The following is a 17,754-nucleotide window of genomic DNA, read 5'->3' on the forward strand; positions in this document are numbered from 1 at the left end:
ATACAGTCGCAAGGGCACCCGGACACGGGGCCAAGGGGCCCCGGTTACAGGATGGAGAGCGCCCGAATCCGGGGGGAGGGGTGCCCGGTTGCGGGAAGGGCAAATCCAGCACTTCCTGCGTGCAAGGCGAAGCGAAAGGCACCGGTTTACGGTATCGGGGCCTTGCGGGAGACTCCGCGCGGGGCGGTGTATGGCGGTGTGTCCCTCAGGGGCGGCGAAAGGAACCCGGTTACGGTACACGGGGCCGGCGGTGGCAGCGCGATCGGCAGGTACCCACTGTTCTCTTGTGCGCGGGTTCCTCCTGTCGGATACTCTCCTCGATTCCCCACGCCGTGGCCGCAAGAGCCCGGATCGGGGAACGGGCAGGATGAGAGGGCAGGCGATGGCGGATGTCGATATCCCGCGCGACAGGCTGTCCGGGCCGCTGCGGCGCGGCTCGGTCAGGAAGAACGTGGCGGCGATCCACATCTCCGGCAAGCTTACGCTGCTGCAGCGCAAGCTGTCGAACGTGCTGCTGCTCAATGCCTATGACGAACTGATCACCCGCGCCACCCACAGCATCGACGCCCGCACCCTGTGCATGATGGTGGGCTACAATTCCAACGACATGGACACGCTGCGCGAGGCCCTGCGCTCTCTGGTGGAGACGGTGGCGGAATGGGACATGCTGGATGCGAAGGGCCGGCAGGAATGGGGCGTGTCCTCCATGCTCGCCCATGCCCGGCTGCGCGGCGGGGTGTGCGACTATGCCTATTCGCCGGCGCTGGCGGAGAAGCTGCATGACCCGAAGGTCTTCGCGCTGATCAACCTCAACATCCAGCGGCGGTTCACCTCCGGGCACGGGCTGGCGCTGTACGAGAACTGCTACCGTTTCACGCGCACGGGCTCCACCGGCTGGTGGCCGCTGGAGCTGTTCCGCCGGCTGATGGGCGTCGACGGCTCCAGCTATTACGAGAGCTTCAAGCATCTCAACGCCAAGATCATCAAGCCGGCGGTGGCCGAGGTGAACCGCACCTCCAACATCGTGGTGACGCCCGAGTTCGAGAAGCGCGGGCGTTCCATCACCGGCATCCGCTTCCTGATCCGCGAGAACCCGCAGCTGGCGATGTTCGACATCGATGACGATGAGGGGGTGCGGACCAGCCAGGTCTATCGCCAGCTCGTGGACCGCGGGGTGGGAGACCGGCTGGCCCGGCAGTGGATTGCCGAGCACGGGGCGGCCTATGTCGCGGAGAAGCTCGCCTACGTGGCCGGACGGCGCGGCGTGGCGGCGCCGGTGCGCTATCTCTCCGCCGCCATCGCGGGGGATTACAAGGCGCCCGAGGCGGTGCCCGCGCCTGCGCCGTCGCCCGAGGCCGGCGAAGCGGCGCGGCTGCGCGCGGAGGCCGATCTTGCCGAGCGCCGCCGGGCCGAGGCCCGCGACGCGGAGAAGGCCGCCCGCGCCGCGCGCTTCCGCGCCGTGGAAGCGGTGGCGTCGCGGCGCAACCCCACCCAGCGCGATGCGGACCGCCGGCTGTTCCTGGGCCGGCTGGACGACGAGCTGGACCGCGAGGATTTCCGGCGCTTCGGCTGGTCCTCGGCGCTGAACGCCCGGGCGATCTTCGCCTTCTGGGAAGAGTTGGAGCCGGACATCTTCGCCGCGCAGCCCGGGAACTGAGAGGGGCAGGGGAGTTCAGCATTTGGTAAGGTTAACGAAGTAGCGTCGGGGCCGGACCAGATATCCTCGGGAGAGTCATCGTGCTTCGGAGCCTGTTCATCCCTTTCCTTCTCGTTGCGGCGGGGCTTGCGGCCATTGGCTGGGGCGCGGCCGTCGCCAGCCCGGAGCGGGCAGAGGCGCTGGCCGCGCTGTGCCCTGCCGGGGTGCTCGAGCCGCCCGCCGGCTATGAGGAACTCGTGCGCCCGCTGACCTGGACCTGCCGCACCCGCGCGGCCCGGGAGAGCGAGATGGCGCACTGGCTGCAGGAGGCGGACGCCTTCTTCCTGCGCCGGCGCGCCGTCCGGGCGCTGGAGGCCCTGCGCAGCGACCGGGCGGCGGAGACCGGCTGCGGCGCCGTCACGCCGGTCTGCGTTCTGGAACGGTGAGGCGGATGCCCCATGCTCCGCCCGGAGCATGCGCGCCGCGGCATGATCGGGGCCACGATGGGGCAGGGGGCTGTCAGAGGGCGCGCCGGTTCTCGCGCCACCAGATGTAGAGGCCGCTGCCCACCAGCAGCGAGGTTCCCGCCAGCATCGTCGGAGAGAGCGGGTCGCCGAACCAGGTCACGCTGATCAGCGCCGAGCCGAAGACCTGGCTGTAGAGATAGGGGGAGAGCAGTGACGCGCTGGCCATGGAGAAGGCGGTGATGAGCAGGAAGTGCCCCAGCGCGCCGACCATGCCGATGGCGCACATCAGCGCCACGTCGGTGAGGCCCGGGGTTTCCCAGACGAAGGGCAGGGCGCAGCTCAGAACCAGCGCGCCCAGGGCCGTGGTGGCGAACTGGGTGAAATCCTGCTCTTCCGGGTAGGCGAGCATCCGGGTGAGGATGAAGTAGAAGGACACGGCGAAGGCCACGCCCAGCGGCAACAGCAGTGCCGGCGTGTCGAGCGAGATCCCCGGCGCGACGATGATCACCACCCCGATGAAACCCGCCAGCACCGCGAGGATGCGGTGGATGCCGATACGCTCGCCCAGGAACAGCGCGGACCACAGCGTGACCAGCACCGGGGCAAGGAACTGGATCGCGGTCGCGTCGGCCAGCGGCACGTAGGTGAGCGAGGTGTACATCAGCAGCGTGGCGGCGAAGAGCGTCGCGGCCCGGGCGAACTGCAGCCCGGGGCGCCGGGTGTGCAGGAAGGAGAGGCCGGAGTGGCGCAGCAGGTAGAGGGTGATGGCCACCGTGTGGCCGGCATACCGCGCCCAGACCGCCTCGACCACGTTCAGCCCTTCGGCCAGGTGCTTGCCGATCGAATCCATCAGCGACAGGCACAGGCCCGCGGCAATGGTCGTCAGGATGGCGACAGGAACGGTCGGCACGGAACTGCTATGCTTCTCGGGCTGCACGGGAACTCTCCGGTGGGACGGCCGACGCGGGCTGCGGGGCCGGAACGGTCGGCGCCGGGCCGACGGTGACGCACTGCAGCACGTTTCCCGGGGGGATTCCAGTGGCCTCGGCGCCCGCCGCGGGGCGGATGTGCCGGCGGCGGGCGCGGGGCGGGCGTGTCAGACCAGCCCGCCGTTCGCGCGCAGCACCTGGCCGTTGATCCAGCCGCCGTCCGGGCCGGCGAGGAAGGACACGGCCGCGGCGATGTCCTGCGGCTAGCCCAGCCGCTGCAGCGGCGAGGCCTGCGCCATGCTCTCCACCAGCGCCTCGGACTTGCCGTCGAGGAAGAGCTCCGTCGCGGTGGGGCCGGGGGCGACGGAATTCGCGGTGATCTGCCTTCCGCGCAGCTCCTTCGCCAGGGTGGCGGTCATCGCCTCCACGGCGGCCTTGCTGGCGGTGTAGGTGGCGTAGTTGGGCAGCCGGGTGCCCACGACGGAGGTCGACAGGGTGACGATGCGCCCGCCGGGGCCCATGCGCCGCGCGGCCTCGCGCAGCACGAGGAAGGTGCCCCGCAGGTTCACCGCCATCATCCGCTCGAACATCTCCTCGCTGGTCTCGGCCACCGGGGCGAGATGCATCACGCCGGCGTTGCTCACCACCACCTGCGGCACGCCACAGGCGGCTTCGGTGGCGTCGAACAGCGCGGCCACGGAGGCGGCCTCGCTCACGTCGGCGCGCAGGGCGGTGGCGGCATCGCCGGCGGCCTCGATCCGCGCGACCGTGTCCGCCGCATCCTGCTCGCGGCCCGCGTAGTTCACCACGACATGGAAGCCGTCGGCCGCGAGCCGGCTGGCGATGGCCGAGCCGATGCCGCGCGACGCTCCGGTGACGAGGGCTGCTGGTGTCTGTGTCATGGTCTGGCTCCGGATGTCCCGGGCGGCCCGATGCCGCCCGTGCAGGGCAGGACATAATGCGCGGGCGGGGCGCGAAAAATCGGCAATATCCGGTCAGTCTGTCCGGGAGACCGCACAATGGGCCCCGGGCCCGGGCGGGAGCCGCGCGGTGGGTTCTCCGGAATCGCCGCTTGATCTAGGATCGCCGCTGCCGGATGGCGCCGGCCGCGGGAACTTGACGTTGCGTTCAATAATGCCCGTGATGTCGAAGACCGATTGTGGACGGGTTGTCGCTCTGCCACGCGATCGGTTACTTGCGCGCCCCATCCGGGCCAGAAGTCCGAATCCAACGGAGGAGTTTCCAATGACAATCAAGACGCGGTTCCTGGCCGCCACGGCGATCACGCTGGCGCTGGCCGGCGGGGCCTCCGCCAAAACCCTGGTGTACTGTTCGGAAGGCTCCCCCGAGGGCTTCGACCCGGCGCCCTACACCGCCGGCACCACCTTCGACGCCTCCTCCCAGCCGGTGTACAACCGCCTGGTCGAGTTCGAGAACGGCACCACCGAGGTGATCCCCGGCCTTGCCGAGAGCTGGGACGTCTCCGACGACGGGCTGCAGTATACCTTCCACCTCCGCCAGGGCGTGAAGTTCCAGACCATCGACGGCTTCACCCCCAGCCGCGATTTCAATGCCGATGACGTGCTGTTCTCCTTCAACCGCCAGAAGGACGCCGACAACCCCTGGCACGAGTACACCGCCGGCATCGTCTACGAGTATTTCGACGCGATGGACATGAGCACGCTCATCGACAGCATCGAGAAGGTCGACGATCACACGGTGACCTTCAAGCTCACCCGCCCCGAGGCGCCCTTCCTCGCCAACCTCGCGATGGATTTCGCCTCCATCCTCTCCGAGGAATACGCCGACACGCTGGACAAGGAAGGCCGCAAGGAGGACCTGAACCAGATTCCCGTCGGCACCGGCCCGTTCCAGTTCGTCGCCTACCAGAAGGACGCGGTGATCCGCTACCACGCGAACCCGGACTACTGGCGCGGCAAGCAGCCGATCGACGACCTGATCTTCGCCATCACCACCGATCCCGCCGTGCGCATGCAGAAGCTCATGGCCGGCGAATGCCAGATCATGCCCTACCCGTCGCCGGCCGACGTGGAAGCGCTGCAGGCCGACGACGCGATCACCGTGATGGAGCAGCCGGGCCTCAACGTGGCCTATCTCGCCTACAACACCCTGAAGGCGCCGTTCGACAAGCCCGAGGTGCGCCGCGCCCTCAACATGGCGATGAACAAGCAGGCGATCATCGACGCGGTGTTCCAGGGCACCGGCGTGGTGGCCAAGAACCCGATCCCGCCCACGATGTGGAGCTACAACGACGCGGTCCAGGACGACCCCTACGACCCGGACGCGGCGAAGAAGATGCTTGAGGATGCAGGCGTGAGCGACCTGTCCATGAAGGTCTGGGCCATGCCGGTGCAGCGCCCCTACATGCCCAACGCGCGCCGCACGGCCGAGCTCATCCAGGCGGATTTCGCCAAGGTGGGCGTGACCGTGGAGATCGTGTCCTACGAGTGGGGCGAGTACCTGAAGAAATCCTCCGACAAGGAGCGTGACGGTGCCGTGATCCTCGGCTGGACCGGCGACAACGGCGACCCGGACAACTTCCTGGGCGTGCTGCTGGGCTGTGCGGCCGTGGGCGGCTCGAACCGCGCCAACTGGTGCGACGAGGACTTCAACGACCTCATCGAGCGCGCCCGCAAGACCGCCGATACCGCCGAGCGCACCGCGCTCTACGAGGAGGCGCAGCTCCGCTTCAAGGACCAGGCGCCCTGGGCGACCCTGGCCCATTCCACCGTCTTCATGCCGATGGCCTCCAAGGTGACCGGCTACAAGATGAACCCGCTCGGCCTCCACCGTTTCGACGGTGTTGACATCGCCGAGTGATCTGAAGCCCAACGCCACCCGCCGGCTGCGGCCGGCGGGCAGGCAGAGGTCCATTCATGCTCAGATTCCTCCTGTCCAAGCTCGCGGTGCTGGTGCCCACCTTTCTCGGGATCACCATCGTGGCCTTCGGTTTCGTCCGCGTGCTGCCCGGAGACCCGGTGCTGCTGATGGCCGGCGAACGCGGCCTCTCCCCCGAGCGCTACCAGCAGCTCCTGCACCAGCTCGGCTTCGACCGCCCGCTGTGGGAGCAGTATCTGGGCTATCTCGCCGGGCTGTTCCAGGGGGACCTGGGCACCTCGCTCGTCACCAAGAAGCCGGTGCTGACCGAGTTCATGGCCCTGTTCCCCGCCACGGTGGAGCTCGGCCTCTGCGCCATGCTGCTCGCCACCATCGTGGGCATCCCGCTCGGTGTCTTCGCCGCCATCCGGCGCGGCTCCTGGTTCGACCAGGTGTCGATGGGCACGGCGCTGGTGGGCTACTCCATGCCGATCTTCTGGTGGGGGCTGCTGCTCATCATCCTGTTCTCCGGCATCCTGCAGTGGACTCCGGTCTCGGGCCGCATCTCGCTGCTCTACTTCTTCCCGCCGGTCACCGGCTTCATGCTGATCGACAGCCTGCTCTCCGGGCAGAGCGGCGCCTTCGCCTCCGCTGTCTCGCATCTCATCCTGCCGACCATCGTGCTCGCCACCATCCCCATGGCGGTGATCGCGCGCCAGTCGCGCTCGGCGATGCTCGAGGTGCTGAGCGAGGATTACGTGCGCACCGCCCGCGCCAAGGGCATGAGCCCCTGGCGGGTGGTGAACGTGCACGCGCTGCGCAACGCGCTCATCCCCGTCATCACCACCATCGGCCTGCAGGTGGGCGTGGTGCTGGCCGGCGCCATCCTCACCGAGACCATCTTCTCATGGCCGGGCATCGGGAAATGGATGGTCGATTCCATCTTCCGGCGCGACTACCCGGTGGTGCAGGGCGGCCTGCTGCTCATCGCCGCCGTGGTCATGATCGTGAACCTGCTCGTCGATCTGCTCTACGGGCTGATCAACCCCCGCATCCGGCACAAGTGAGGCGGCCATGTCAGAAGTCACCGAAATCGAACCCCAGAACGCCGGCGGCGGGCGCGGTGCCGCCCTTGCCGAGTTCTGGTTCTACTTCCGGGAAAACCGTGGCGCGCTGATCGGGCTCGTGGTCTTCGCCGTGCTGGTGATCGTGGCGCTCGCCGCCCCGCTGGTCGCGCCGCACGACCCCACCCAGCAGTACCGCGACGCGCTGCTCACCCCGCCGGTCTGGGATGAGGGGGGTTCCGCCTCCTTCCTGCTCGGCACCGACGCGGTGGGCCGCGACATCCTCTCGCGGCTGATCTACGGCGCCCAGCAGTCGCTGTTCATCGGCGTGGTGGTGGTGACCATCGCGCTGGTGGGCGGCATCGTGATCGGGCTGGTCGCCGGCTTCTTCGGCGGCTGGGTCGACACGGTGATCATGCGGGTGATGGACGTGATCCTCGCCTTCCCCTCGCTGCTGCTCGCGCTGGTGCTGGTGGCCATCCTCGGCCCCGGCCTCACCAACGCGATGATCGCCATCGCGCTGGTGCTGCAGCCGCATTTCGCCCGGCTCACCCGGGCGGCGGTGATGTCGGAGCGCAACCGCGAATACGTGATGGCCGCGCGCGTGGCCGGTGCCGGCAAGCTGCGGCTGATGTTCCGCACCATCCTGCCCAACTGCCTCGCGCCGCTGATCGTGCAGGGCACGCTCTCCTTCTCCAACGCGGTGCTGGACGCGGCCGCGCTCGGCTTCCTCGGCATGGGCGCGCAGCCGCCCACGCCGGAATGGGGCACCATGCTGGCCGAGGCGCGGGAGTTCATCCTGCGCGCCTGGTGGGTGGTGACCTTCCCGGGTCTCGCCATCCTGATCACGGTGCTTGCCATCAACCTCGTGGGTGACGGGCTGCGCGACGCGCTCGACCCGCGCCTGAAGCGGAGCTGAGCCATGAGCGAGACGCTTCTCGAGATCCGCAACCTCACCGTCTCCTTCGAGACCAGTACCGGCCCCTTCCTCGCGGTCAACGGCGTCGATCTCGCCGTGAGCCCGCGCGAGGTGCTCGCCATCGTGGGCGAGAGCGGGTCGGGCAAGTCGGTGTCCATGCTGGCGGTGATGGGCCTGCTGCCCAAGACCGCCACGGTCACCGCCGACGTGATGCGCTTTGCCGGCACCGACCTCCTGGGCATGAGCGGGGCGGACCGCCGGCGCATCATCGGCAAGGAGATCTCGATGATCTTCCAGGAGCCGATCGCCTCGCTCAACCCCTGCTTCACCGTGGGCTTCCAGGTGGAGGAGGTGCTGAAGGCGCATCTCGGCCTCGGCCGGGCGGAGCGGCGGGCGCGCGCGGTGGAGCTGTTCCGCGCCGTGGGCATTCCGGAGCCGGAGAGCCGGCTCTCCGCCTTCCCGCACCAGATGTCAGGCGGCCAGTGCCAGCGCGTGATGATCGCCATGGCCATCGCCTGCAACCCCCGGCTGCTCATCGCCGACGAGCCGACCACGGCGCTCGACGTCACCATCCAGAAGCAGATCCTCGACCTGCTTGTCGAGCTGCAGGAAAGGCACGGCATGGCGCTGATCATGATCACCCATGACATGGGCGTGGTTGCCGAGACCGCGGACCGGGTGATCGTGCAGTACCAGGGCCGCAAGATGGAGGAGGCCGACGTGCTGACCCTGTTCGAGACCCCGCAGAACCCCTACACCCGCGCACTGCTCGCCGCCCTGCCGGAGCATGCCACCGGCGACCGGCTGCAGACCGTGGCCGACCTGATCGGCGAAGGGGGCATCCGATGAGCACCCCGGTTCTCGAAGGCCGCGGCATCGTCCGCGACTATGTCGGCGGCGGCGGCCTGTTCTCCCGCACGAAGACGGTGCGGGCGCTCAAGGGCGTGAGCTTCTCGGTGGAGAAGGGCAGGACCCTGGCCGTGGTGGGGGAGAGCGGCTGCGGCAAGTCCACGCTGGGCCGCATCATCACCCTGATCGACCCCGCGACGGAGGGCGAGCTCTACCTCGACGGTGAGCGCATCGACATCGCCAGCCAGCGCCTCACCCGAGAGATGCGCCGCAAGGTGCAGATCGTGTTCCAGAACCCCTACGGCTCGCTCAACCCGCGCCAGAAGGTGGGTGACGTGCTGATGGAACAGCTCGTGCTCAACACCTCGCATTCGGCGGCGGAGCGGCGCGACCTCGCGATGAAGATGCTGGTGAAGGTCGGGCTGAAGCCCGAGCACTTCAACCGCTACCCGCACATGTTCTCCGGCGGCCAGCGCCAGCGCATCGCCATCGCGCGCGCGCTGATGGTGAACCCGAGGCTGCTGGTGCTCGACGAGCCGGTCTCTGCGCTCGACCTCTCGGTGCAGGCCCAGGTGCTGAACCTGCTCGCCGACCTGCAGGAGGAGTTCGAGCTGACCTACGTCTTCATCAGCCACGACCTCTCGGTGGTGCGCTACATCGCCGACGAGGTGATGGTGATGCTTGCGGGCGAGGTGGTGGAGCACAACACGCGGGACGCGATCTTCGCCGATCCGCAGCACCCCTATACCCGCACCCTGTTCGCTGCCACTCCGGTGACCGACGTGGAGCGGATCCGCGCCCGGCTGGCCGCCAAGGCCGCCCGGCAGGCGGAGGCCGCGCGCCCGGCCTGACCGCCCGGTTCCCACGGAGACCCTGCTGCACCGCGCCCTCCCGGGCGCGGTGCTTTGCGTTTGCGCAGGACCTGGCGTTTGCGCATTGCCTGCCGCAAGGGTTTGAAATGCATGGAACATTCTGAAAATCTACGAAAACGCCATAAAAGTATATGAAAACACCACCGGCGGATGCAGACTGTTCGCAACAGCGGCGGCGAATCCGCGAGCCGCGCAAGGGGCGCCAGTCCCCGATCGACAGTGGAGCCAGACGCATGGACAAGAAGACCCCCGGCCAGCAGGAGATGATCCGCCGCCTGCGCGCTTCGGTGATGGTGCCGCCGGCCTCGCGGCGCGGCTTTCTCACCCTGCTCGGCGGAGCCGCCGCCGGGCTGGCGGCGAACGCGGCGCTGCCGGGCCTCGGTGTCGCGCAGGACGCCGCCCTGCCGGAGTTCGACAGCGTTCCGCAGGAATGGACGGGCGAGGGCGAGGTGGTCGTCGTCACCTGGGGCGGCATCGGCACGGACATGCAGCGCAAGGCCTGGTTCGAGCCCTTCGAGAAGCTCTGCGGCATCAAGGTGGTGGAGGCCGTGGGCCCGGACCCCGCGAAGCTCAAGGCCATGGTCGACACCGGCACCGTGGCCTGGGATGTGTGCCAGATCGGCCGCGGCACCATGCTGGAGCTGCTCCGGCAGGGCGACTATCTGGAGCCGATCGACTATGGCCTGGTCGAGGACGGGGTGACGGAGACCTACCGCTCCTCCCACGGGCTCGACATCGTGCCCTACGCCCAGATGATCGCCTATCGCACCGACGTGTGGTCCGAGGCCCCCACCGGGTTCGGGGACTTCTGGGATACGGAGAAATTCCCCGGCGCCCGCTCCATGCCCATCGCCACCAAGGGCAACGTGCCGGAGCTGGTGGGCGCGCTGATCGCCGACGGGGTGGACCCGAAGGATGCCTATCCCATCGACATCGACCGGGCCATCGCCTCGCTGGCGAAGATCCGCCCCGCCGTGGTGAAGTGGTGGGAAGCCGGCGCCCAGCCGATGCAGATGCTGCTCGACAACGAGGCGCCGATGGTCACCGCCTGGAACGGCCGGGTCTTCGCCGCTCAGCAGCAGGGCGCGCCGCTGGAGATCCTGTGGGACGGCGGCATGCTGGTGAACAACGCCTGGCTGCTGCCCAAGGGCTGCCCGAACCTCTCCAACGCGCAGAAGTTCGTGGCCTTCTCCTCCTCGGCCATCGCGCAGGCGCGCTATTCCATGCTGCTGCCCTACGGGTTCACCAACGTGGACTCGGCGCAGTACATTCCCGACGCCGTGCTGGCGAACCTGCCGACCGCCCCCGCCAACCTCTCGCGCCTGGTGCCCTACCAGTACGAGTGGTGGGCGGCGAACCGCCCGGAGGTGATCGAGAAGTTCAACGCCATGATGCTCGGCTGAGGCCGGGTCCCGCACGCCGCCGCGCGCATCGCTCTCCCTGGGCGCGCGCGGTGGCCCCGCCCCGAAGGCGCAGGGCTGACCGACTGCGCCTTCGGGGCCTTCCCCAATGACCTTTCGAACGCCGCAAGGCCGGAGCGCCGGATGCCTCTCGACACAGCCCCGATCGACACGATCGTCGTCGGCGCGAACATCATCACCATGCAGGCGCCGGGCCACCGGGCCGAGGCGCTGGCCATTGCCGGCGGGCGCATCGCGGCGCTCGGCCCCACGGCGGAGATCCGCGCGCTGGCGCCCGGCGCCCGGGCGATCGACTGCGCCGGGGCCACCGTGCTGCCCGGGCTCATCGACAGCCATTGCCACCCGGACATGCTGGGCGCGCGCATCGGGCGCTGGTGCGACCTGGGTGCCGCCGCCCCGGCGGACCGCGCGGCGCTGCTCGCCACGCTGGGGGCCACGGCCGCGGCCCTGCCGGCGGGGGCCTGGGTGCTGGCCTACAATTTCGATGACACGCGCATGGGCGGCTATCCGTCGCGTGCCGAGCTGGACGCGGCCAGCGGCGGCCGCCCGGCCTTCCTCTACCGGCGCGACGCGCTGATGGGCGTGGCGAATTCCGCCGGGCTCGCCGCGCTCGGCTTCACCGCCGGGGCCGCCGACCCGCCGCATGGCCGCATCGAGCGAGATGCTTTCGGCGCGCCCACCGGGCTGCTGCGCGCCCGGGCGGCACACCTGCTCATCGAGCACGTGCAGCGCGGCTACACGGAGGATGATTTCCACGCCGGGCTGGGCCGGGTGCTGGCGGGGTATTCCGCCGCCGGCGTCACCTCGCTGCACAACAGTCTTGCCACCTCGCAGGGCATCGGCGCCTACCAGCGGCTGCGCGCGGAGGGGGCGTTGGACGTGCGCATCGGGCTCATCGCCTCGGGGCGCGAGCCGGAGCTGATCGCCGGGCTCATCCGCTCCGGCCTGCGCTCGGGCTTCGGCGACGCGTGGATCCGCCTGATCGGGGTGGAATGGGTGGCCGACGGCTCCACCTCCGGGCGCACCGCGGCCTGGCGCGCGCCCTACCGGCCGCCTCTCGCGGCGGGCGAGGGGCCGGGGCACAGGGGTGAGCTGCTGTTCGGCTTCGAGGAGCTGCTGGCGCTGGCGCTGCCCGCCCATCGCGCCGGGCTCACCGTGTGTCTCGACGGGATGGGGGACCGGGGGGTGGAGTTCACCCTCGACATCATCGAGGCGCTGCTGGAGGACACGCCGCGGGCGGACCACCGCATGCGCGTGGAGCACTGCTGCGCCGTGCCGCCGGACCTGGTGGCGCGGCTGGCGCGGCTCGGCGTCGTCGCCTCCTCCGCCAGCGGCTTCGCGCACGATCTGGGCGACGCGCATCTCGCCGCGCGCGGGCCGGCGGAAATGAAGCACCTCTGGCCGCTGCGCGCGCTGATCGACGCCGGCGTGCCCGCGCCCTGCCATTCCGACAACCCGGTGTGCGACGTGAACCCGTTCCGCGGCATGGCCGCGCTGGTGAACCGGCGGACCTCCGGCGGGGCGGACCTCGACGCCTCGCAGGCGATCACCGTGCACGAGGCGCTGGAAACCTACACCCGGCTCGGCGCCTGGGCCGGGCGCGAGGAGCGCCTGAAGGGCGATCTCTCCCCCGGCAAGCTCGCCGATCTCTGCGTGCTGGACCGTGACCCCTTCGCTGCTCCGCCGCAGGAGCTGGGCGAGACCGGGGTGATCGCCACGCTGGTCGGCGGCCGGGTGGTGCATGATGCGCGGGGGCTGGCATGACCGGCCCCTCACCCACCCCGGCAGGGGGTCCCACCCGGAAGGAGGCCCGCATGGCGCGCACCCGACAGCGCCTTGCCGGGCGCGGCATGTCCCGGCCGGGCCGCGCCCGATGACCGCGGCGCTGCAAAGCCCGCTGGGCGCCCCCGTCACCTTCGAGCGGGTGAGCAAGCGCTACGGCGATGCGCTGGCGGTGGACGCCGTGGACATCGACGTCGCGCCGGGCGAGTTCTTCACCCTGCTGGGCGCCTCCGGCTCCGGCAAGACCACCACGCTGATGATGCTGGCGGGCTTCCAGATGCCCAGCTCGGGCGAGATCCGGGTGGGCGGGCGCGCGATCACCCATGTCGCGCCCGCCGCGCGCAACGTGGGCATGGTGTTCCAGAGCTACGCGCTCTTCCCGCACATGAGCGTGGCGGAGAACATCGGCTTCCCGCTGCGCATGCGCAGGGCGGGCGGTGCGGCGCGCGACGCGGCGGTGGCCCGCGTGCTGTCCATCGTGGGGCTGGAGGGGCTGGGCAACCGCTACCCGCGCCAGCTTTCCGGCGGGCAGCAGCAGCGCGTGGCGCTGGCGCGCGCCATCGTCTTCGAGCCGCCGGTGCTGCTGATGGACGAGCCGCTGGGCGCGCTCGACAAGCACCTGCGCGCGCATCTGCAGGTGGAGATCAAGCGCATCCAGGCCCGGCTCGGCCTCACCGTGCTCTACGTGACGCACGACCAGGAGGAGGCGCTCACCATGTCGGACCGCATCTGCATCATGCGCGACGGGCGCATCCTGCAGACCGACAGCCCGGAAGCCCTCTACGACCGGCCGGCGGACACCTACGTGGCCGGATTCTTCGGCGAGTCCAACATCGTCACCGCCCGTGCGGACGGCGACGGGCACGCCCTCTTCGGCCCCGCCCGCGTGCCGCTGCCCGCCGGGGTGCGCCCCGGGGCGGCGGTGGATTGCGCCATCCGGCCGGAACGCATCTCCCTCGCCCCCGCCGGTGCGCCGGCCTCCGGCGGGGCGCTCCGGGTGCCCGCCACCGTGACCGCCGCCACCTTCGTGGGCGATTACCGCCGCTACGAGCTCGCGCTGGCCGACGGCACGCCGCTCTCCGTGCGCGAGGCGCTGCGCGAAACCCGCGCCGGCTTCACGCCGGGCGCGGCGGTCACCGCCTCCTGGGCGCCGGGGGCGATGCGCTTCTTCGTCGACGGGAGGGCGGTGGCATGAGCGCGCGCGCCGATCCGCGGGGCCCCGCGCGCCGGGCGGGGCCGGGCTGGCGCCGGCCCGGGCTTCTGGTGCTGCCGCTGCTCGCCTTCCTCAGCGTGTTCTACCTGGTGCCGGTGGTGCTCATGCTGGCGCGCGCCTCCGGGCCGGGGCTGGACTTCGCCCCCCTCGCCGCCGCGCTCGCCAGCGGCGTGGCCGCGCAGGTGTTCGGCATCACGCTGAAGGTGGCGGTGGTCACCACGCTCGCCACGCTGCTGCTGGGCTATCCGCTGGCGCTGTTCACCGCCATCGCGCCGCCCCGGGTGTCACGCCTGCTGCTGGCGGCGGTGATGATCCCGTTCTGGAGCTCGATCCTCGTGCGCTCCTATGCCTGGATGGTGCTGCTGGGCCGGCAGGGCCTGGTGAATGACGCGCTCATCGGGCTGGGGATGATCGACACGCCCATGCGCCTGCTCAACACCTCCCTCGCGGTCTACGTGGGGATGATCCACATCCTGCTGCCCTTCATGGTGCTGCCGATCTATGCCACGCTCTCGGCCATCGACGGCCGGCTGGTCTGGGCGGCGGAGAACCTCGGGGCGCGGGCGCCCTCGGTGCTGCGCCACGTGATCGTGCCGCTGTCGCTGCCCGGGGTCTGTGCCGGGGTGCTGGTGGTGTTCATCCTGTGCCTGGGCTTCTACGTGACCCCGGCACTGCTGGGAGGGCCGGGCGACATGATGGCCTCCATGCTCATCGCCCAGGAGGTGGACCTCTACAACTGGGACCTCGCCTCCGCCTATGCCGGGGTGCTGCTGGTGGTCACGCTGCTGATCGTGGCCGCCTTCGGCCGGCTGCTGAACCTCGAGCGGGTGATGGGGGCGGGGCGATGAGCGCGAATGCCCCGCTGGTGATGAGCTCGGGCCGCGCCGGCCGTGCCCTGCTCGGGCTCGCGGCGCTGCTGGTGGTGGCGTTCCTCGTGTTCCCGGTGGTGGTGATCGTGCCGATCTCCTTCTCCGGCTCGGCCTTCCTCACCTTCCCGCCCGAGAGCCTCAGCCTGCAATGGTACGCGAAGTTCTTCGCCCGGGCGGACTGGCTGGAGGCGACCTGGCTCAGCCTCTGGGTGGCGGGGCTGGTCACGCTGATGGCCACCGTGCTGGGCACGGCGGCGGCCTTCGGCGTGGTGCGCGGGCGCTTCCCGGGGCAGAGGCTGGTGGTGGCCTTCCTGCTCTCGCCGCTGATCGTGCCGGGCATCATCGTGGCCATCGCGGTGTACTTCTTCTACGCGCGGCTGGGCATCGTGGGCTCGCCGGTGGCGATCGCGCTGGCGCACACGGCGCTGGCGGTGCCCTTCGTGGTGGTGAATGTCTCCGCCGTGCTGCACGGGGTCGACCGCCGGCTGGAGCAGGCGGCGCAGAACCTCGGCGCCTCCGCCTGGACCACCTTCCGGCTGATCACCTTCCCGCTGATCCGGCCGGGGGTGCTGGCCGGCGGCCTCTTCGCCTTCATCGCCTCCTTCGATGAGCTGATCGTGGCGCTGTTCATCACCGCGCCCGGCCATGTCACCCTGCCGGCGCGGATGTGGCAGAGCATGCGCAACGAGATCGACCCCACCATCGCCGCCGTCTCCAGCCTGGAGATCCTGCTCTCCGTGGCGCTGTTCTTCGTGGCGGCGCGGCTGCAGGCCCGGGCGGCGGGGGGCGGGGCATGAGCCGCCGCGCGCTTTTCGCCGAGGAGATCATCGCCTTCCGCGACGGCGAGCACCGCCGGCTGCAGAACGGCTGCGTGATCGTCGAGGACGACCGGGTGGCCTATGTCGGCCCGCCGGTGCCGCTGGCCGAGGACGTGGAGCGGCATGATTTCGGCCCCGCGCTCATCGCGCCCGGCTTCATCGACGCCCACGCCCATCTCACCTCCGCGCCGCTGGACCGCACCACGGTGGAGGACACCGGCAAGCCGCAGTTCTGGTTCACCTCGCTTGCCGAGCTGCTGCCGGCGATGACCCGCGCCACCCGGCCCGAGGACGAATGCGCCATGGCCGATTTCTCCGTCGCCGAGCTGATCCGCTCCGGCACCACCACGGTGATGGAGATCGGCTGGCAGGGCGACCACGTGGCCGCCACGGCCGAGCGCGCCGGCCTGCGGGCCTATGTCGCCCAGGGCTACGGCTCGGCGAAATGGCGCACGCCGGACGGGCAGCGCATGGTGATCGAGTGGAAGGAGGACGACGGGTTCGACGGCTTCCGCGACGCCTGCGCCTTCATCGACCGGGTGGAGGGGCGCGCGAATGGGCGCATCCGCGGCTACCTCTCGCCCATGCAGGCGGCGATGGTCTCACCCGCGCTGCTGGCCGCCACGAAGGCCGAGGCGGAGGCGCGGGCCTGCCCTGTCGCCCTGCACACCTCCGAGGCGGTGTTCGAATTCCGCGAGATGGTGGCGCGCGAGGGCATGACGCCCATCGCGTGGCTGGAGGCGCAGGACTTCCTCACCGAGCGCTGCATGCTGGGCCACGTGATCTTCACCGCCGGGCACTCCTGGCTGGACCATCCGGGGCGCGACCTGGAGATCCTCGCCGCGCATGGCGCCTCCGTCGCGCATTGCCCCTGGGTGTTCGCCCGGCGCGGCATGGTGATGGAGAGCTTCGCGCGCTACCTCGACGCCGGGGTGACCATGTGCCTGGGCTCGGACACCGCGCCGCAGAGCCTGCTGAAGCAGATGCAGTACGGCGCCGTGCTGGCCAAGACCGTGGAGCGCGACAGCCGCCGCCCCACCGCGCGCCAGATGTTCGACGCGGCCACCCTGACCCCGGCGCGGGCGCTGGGGCGCGACGACCTGGGCCGCATCGCGCCGGGCGCGAAGGCGGATCTCACCGTCTGGCGGCTGGACGGGTTTTCCACCGCGCCGGCGCGCGACCCGCTGCGCCTCCTGGTCTATTCCGCCGAGCCGGAGGACCTGCGCCACGTGATGATCGATGGTACATGGGTGATGTGGAACCGCCGGTTGACGCAACTGGACGAGGCCGCGGTGGTTGCAGCGGCGCGTGGTGCGGCGCAAAGGGTATGGAGGCGCATGGGCGAAGGCCCCGCGGCGCTCGACACCCTGTCCGCCCCCTCGTTGAGGCCATACACATGACCGATACCCGCATCTTCCCGCCCGCCGGCGAGAGCCTTGCCGACCAGGCCTACCGCCTGATCGAGGACATGATCGTGACCATGGAGCTCAGGCCCGGGGCCTGGGTGTCCGAACCCTCGCTCACCGAGCGGCTGGACATCGGCCGCACCCCGGTGCGCGAGGCGCTGCTGCGGCTTGCCTCCGACGGCATCCTCGTCACCCGGCCCCGCCGCGGCATGGTGGTCTGCGAGATCGACCTGCGCACCCAGCTGCGCGTGCTGGAGGCCCGCCGGGCGCTGGAGAGCGTGATCGTGCGCCGCGCCGCCCTGCGCCGCTCGACCGACGACGTGGAGACGCTCTCGCAGATGGTGGCGCAGTTCCGCCGCATGAAGGGCCAGCCCGATCACGTGCCGATCCTGCGGCTGGACCGCGCCTTCATGGACCGGCTGCTGCTGGCCTCCGCCAACCCGTTCCTGGGCGCCATCACCCCGCTCTACGCGCTGTCGCGCCGCTTCTGGCTGGCGAATGCCGCCCGCCAGACCCGGTTCGACCCGCAGGAGATCACCGGCTACCACATCGCCATCGCCGATGCCGTGATCGCCGGAGACGCCGAGGAGGCCGGCCGGCTGGTCGATGCCTTCCTCGACCATATCGAAGACTTCACCCGCTTCGTCGGCCTCGAACTGGGCTGAGGGCGG

The 17,754-nt window shown here is 70.4% G+C and carries 15 protein-coding genes and 1 pseudogene; 14 read left to right on the forward strand and 2 right to left on the reverse strand.

What is annotated here, in order from left to right:
• The first annotated feature begins 382 nt into the window (after nt 1-382).
• Nucleotides 383-1,657, forward strand: coding sequence for a replication initiation protein (locus tag FDP22_RS22215; RefSeq protein ID WP_138577010.1), 1,275 nt, complete (start codon nt 383-385; stop codon nt 1,655-1,657).
• Between the two features lie 80 nt (nt 1,658-1,737).
• A complete protein-coding gene (locus FDP22_RS22220; RefSeq protein WP_138577008.1) occupies nt 1,738-2,082 on the forward strand; it encodes a hypothetical protein in 345 nt (114 codons plus the stop codon).
• A gap of 73 nt (nt 2,083-2,155) precedes the next feature.
• Here the strand turns inward: FDP22_RS22220 and FDP22_RS22225 are convergent, their stop codons facing one another.
• Together FDP22_RS22225 and FDP22_RS22230 are read right to left on the reverse strand one after the other, a co-directional pair.
• A complete protein-coding gene (locus tag FDP22_RS22225; RefSeq protein WP_239032031.1) occupies nt 2,156-3,013 on the reverse strand; it encodes a DMT family transporter in 858 nt (285 codons plus the stop codon).
• Between the two features lie 186 nt (nt 3,014-3,199).
• Nucleotides 3,200-3,934 (reverse strand): annotated as a pseudogene (locus tag FDP22_RS22230) (SDR family oxidoreductase).
• A 343-nt stretch (nt 3,935-4,277) separates the two neighbouring features.
• Between FDP22_RS22230 and FDP22_RS22235 the strand changes: the two are divergent.
• From FDP22_RS22235 to FDP22_RS22290, 12 genes are all read left to right on the forward strand, one after another.
• Nucleotides 4,278-5,873: an ABC transporter substrate-binding protein gene (locus tag FDP22_RS22235; protein WP_138577006.1), complete on the forward strand. Its 1,596-nt coding sequence runs from the start codon at nt 4,278-4,280 to the stop codon at nt 5,871-5,873.
• Between the two features lie 56 nt (nt 5,874-5,929).
• Nucleotides 5,930-6,937, forward strand: a complete 1,008-nt coding sequence (locus FDP22_RS22240; RefSeq protein WP_138577004.1) for an ABC transporter permease subunit — start codon at nt 5,930-5,932, stop codon at nt 6,935-6,937.
• A 7-nt stretch (nt 6,938-6,944) separates the two neighbouring features.
• Entirely contained in the window at nt 6,945-7,853 is a 909-nt protein-coding gene (locus FDP22_RS22245) for an ABC transporter permease subunit (RefSeq protein ID WP_138577002.1), read from the forward strand.
• Nucleotides 7,854-7,856: 3 nt separating this feature from the next.
• A complete protein-coding gene (locus FDP22_RS22250) occupies nt 7,857-8,702 on the forward strand; it encodes an ABC transporter ATP-binding protein (RefSeq protein ID WP_138577000.1) in 846 nt (281 codons plus the stop codon).
• Nucleotides 8,699-9,553, forward strand: coding sequence for an ABC transporter ATP-binding protein (locus FDP22_RS22255; RefSeq protein WP_138576998.1), 855 nt, complete (start codon nt 8,699-8,701; stop codon nt 9,551-9,553). Before FDP22_RS22250 ends, FDP22_RS22255 begins: the two co-directional genes overlap by 4 nt.
• 254 nt (nt 9,554-9,807) lie before the next feature.
• Complete coding sequence (locus tag FDP22_RS22260; RefSeq protein WP_170317848.1) at nt 9,808-10,977, forward strand: ABC transporter substrate-binding protein; 1,170 nt, start codon at nt 9,808-9,810, stop codon at nt 10,975-10,977.
• A gap of 141 nt (nt 10,978-11,118) precedes the next feature.
• On the forward strand, nt 11,119-12,759 hold the full coding sequence (locus tag FDP22_RS22265) for an amidohydrolase (protein WP_138576994.1): 1,641 nt from the start codon (nt 11,119-11,121) through the stop codon (nt 12,757-12,759).
• Nucleotides 12,760-12,868: 109 nt separating this feature from the next.
• Complete coding sequence (locus FDP22_RS22270) at nt 12,869-13,972, forward strand: ABC transporter ATP-binding protein (protein ID WP_205910912.1); 1,104 nt, start codon at nt 12,869-12,871, stop codon at nt 13,970-13,972.
• Nucleotides 13,969-14,838, forward strand: coding sequence for an ABC transporter permease (locus FDP22_RS22275; RefSeq protein ID WP_138576990.1), 870 nt, complete (start codon nt 13,969-13,971; stop codon nt 14,836-14,838). The genes FDP22_RS22270 and FDP22_RS22275 overlap by 4 nt, the downstream gene beginning before the upstream one ends.
• Entirely contained in the window at nt 14,835-15,656 is an 822-nt protein-coding gene (locus tag FDP22_RS22280) for an ABC transporter permease (RefSeq protein WP_239032032.1), read from the forward strand. Before FDP22_RS22275 ends, FDP22_RS22280 begins: the two co-directional genes overlap by 4 nt.
• Nucleotides 15,653-17,077 (forward strand): amidohydrolase family protein, encoded by a 1,425-nt coding sequence (locus FDP22_RS22285; protein WP_138576988.1) that lies wholly within the window; start codon nt 15,653-15,655, stop codon nt 17,075-17,077. Before FDP22_RS22280 ends, FDP22_RS22285 begins: the two co-directional genes overlap by 4 nt.
• Nucleotides 17,074-17,748 (forward strand): GntR family transcriptional regulator, encoded by a 675-nt coding sequence (locus FDP22_RS22290; RefSeq protein ID WP_170317850.1) that lies wholly within the window; start codon nt 17,074-17,076, stop codon nt 17,746-17,748. Before FDP22_RS22285 ends, FDP22_RS22290 begins: the two co-directional genes overlap by 4 nt.
• The last annotated feature ends 6 nt before the right edge of the window (nt 17,749-17,754 follow it).

The sequence above is a fragment of the Paroceanicella profunda genome (assembly GCF_005887635.2).
GTDB lineage: Bacteria > Pseudomonadota > Alphaproteobacteria > Rhodobacterales > Rhodobacteraceae > Paroceanicella > Paroceanicella profunda.

What these genes read in the sequence shown, in the direction of transcription:
- FDP22_RS22215 (WP_138577010.1), top strand. Translation starts at nt 383, where the DNA reads ATGGCGGATGTCGATATCCCGCGCGACAGGCTGTCCGGGCCGCTGCGG.
- FDP22_RS22235 (WP_138577006.1), top strand. Translation starts at nt 4,278, where the DNA reads ATGACAATCAAGACGCGGTTCCTGGCCGCCACGGCGATCACGCTGGCG.
- FDP22_RS22240 (WP_138577004.1), top strand. Translation starts at nt 5,930, where the DNA reads ATGCTCAGATTCCTCCTGTCCAAGCTCGCGGTGCTGGTGCCCACCTTT.
- FDP22_RS22245 (WP_138577002.1), top strand. Translation starts at nt 6,945, where the DNA reads ATGTCAGAAGTCACCGAAATCGAACCCCAGAACGCCGGCGGCGGGCGC.
- FDP22_RS22250 (WP_138577000.1), top strand. Translation starts at nt 7,857, where the DNA reads ATGAGCGAGACGCTTCTCGAGATCCGCAACCTCACCGTCTCCTTCGAG.
- FDP22_RS22255 (WP_138576998.1), top strand. Translation starts at nt 8,699, where the DNA reads ATGAGCACCCCGGTTCTCGAAGGCCGCGGCATCGTCCGCGACTATGTC.
- FDP22_RS22260 (WP_170317848.1), top strand. Translation starts at nt 9,808, where the DNA reads ATGGACAAGAAGACCCCCGGCCAGCAGGAGATGATCCGCCGCCTGCGC.
- FDP22_RS22265 (WP_138576994.1), top strand. Translation starts at nt 11,119, where the DNA reads ATGCCTCTCGACACAGCCCCGATCGACACGATCGTCGTCGGCGCGAAC.
- FDP22_RS22270 (WP_205910912.1), top strand. Translation starts at nt 12,869, where the DNA reads ATGACCGCGGCGCTGCAAAGCCCGCTGGGCGCCCCCGTCACCTTCGAG.
- FDP22_RS22275 (WP_138576990.1), top strand. Translation starts at nt 13,969, where the DNA reads ATGAGCGCGCGCGCCGATCCGCGGGGCCCCGCGCGCCGGGCGGGGCCG.
- FDP22_RS22280 (WP_239032032.1), top strand. Translation starts at nt 14,835, where the DNA reads ATGAGCGCGAATGCCCCGCTGGTGATGAGCTCGGGCCGCGCCGGCCGT.
- FDP22_RS22285 (WP_138576988.1), top strand. Translation starts at nt 15,653, where the DNA reads ATGAGCCGCCGCGCGCTTTTCGCCGAGGAGATCATCGCCTTCCGCGAC.
- FDP22_RS22290 (WP_170317850.1), top strand. Translation starts at nt 17,074, where the DNA reads ATGACCGATACCCGCATCTTCCCGCCCGCCGGCGAGAGCCTTGCCGAC.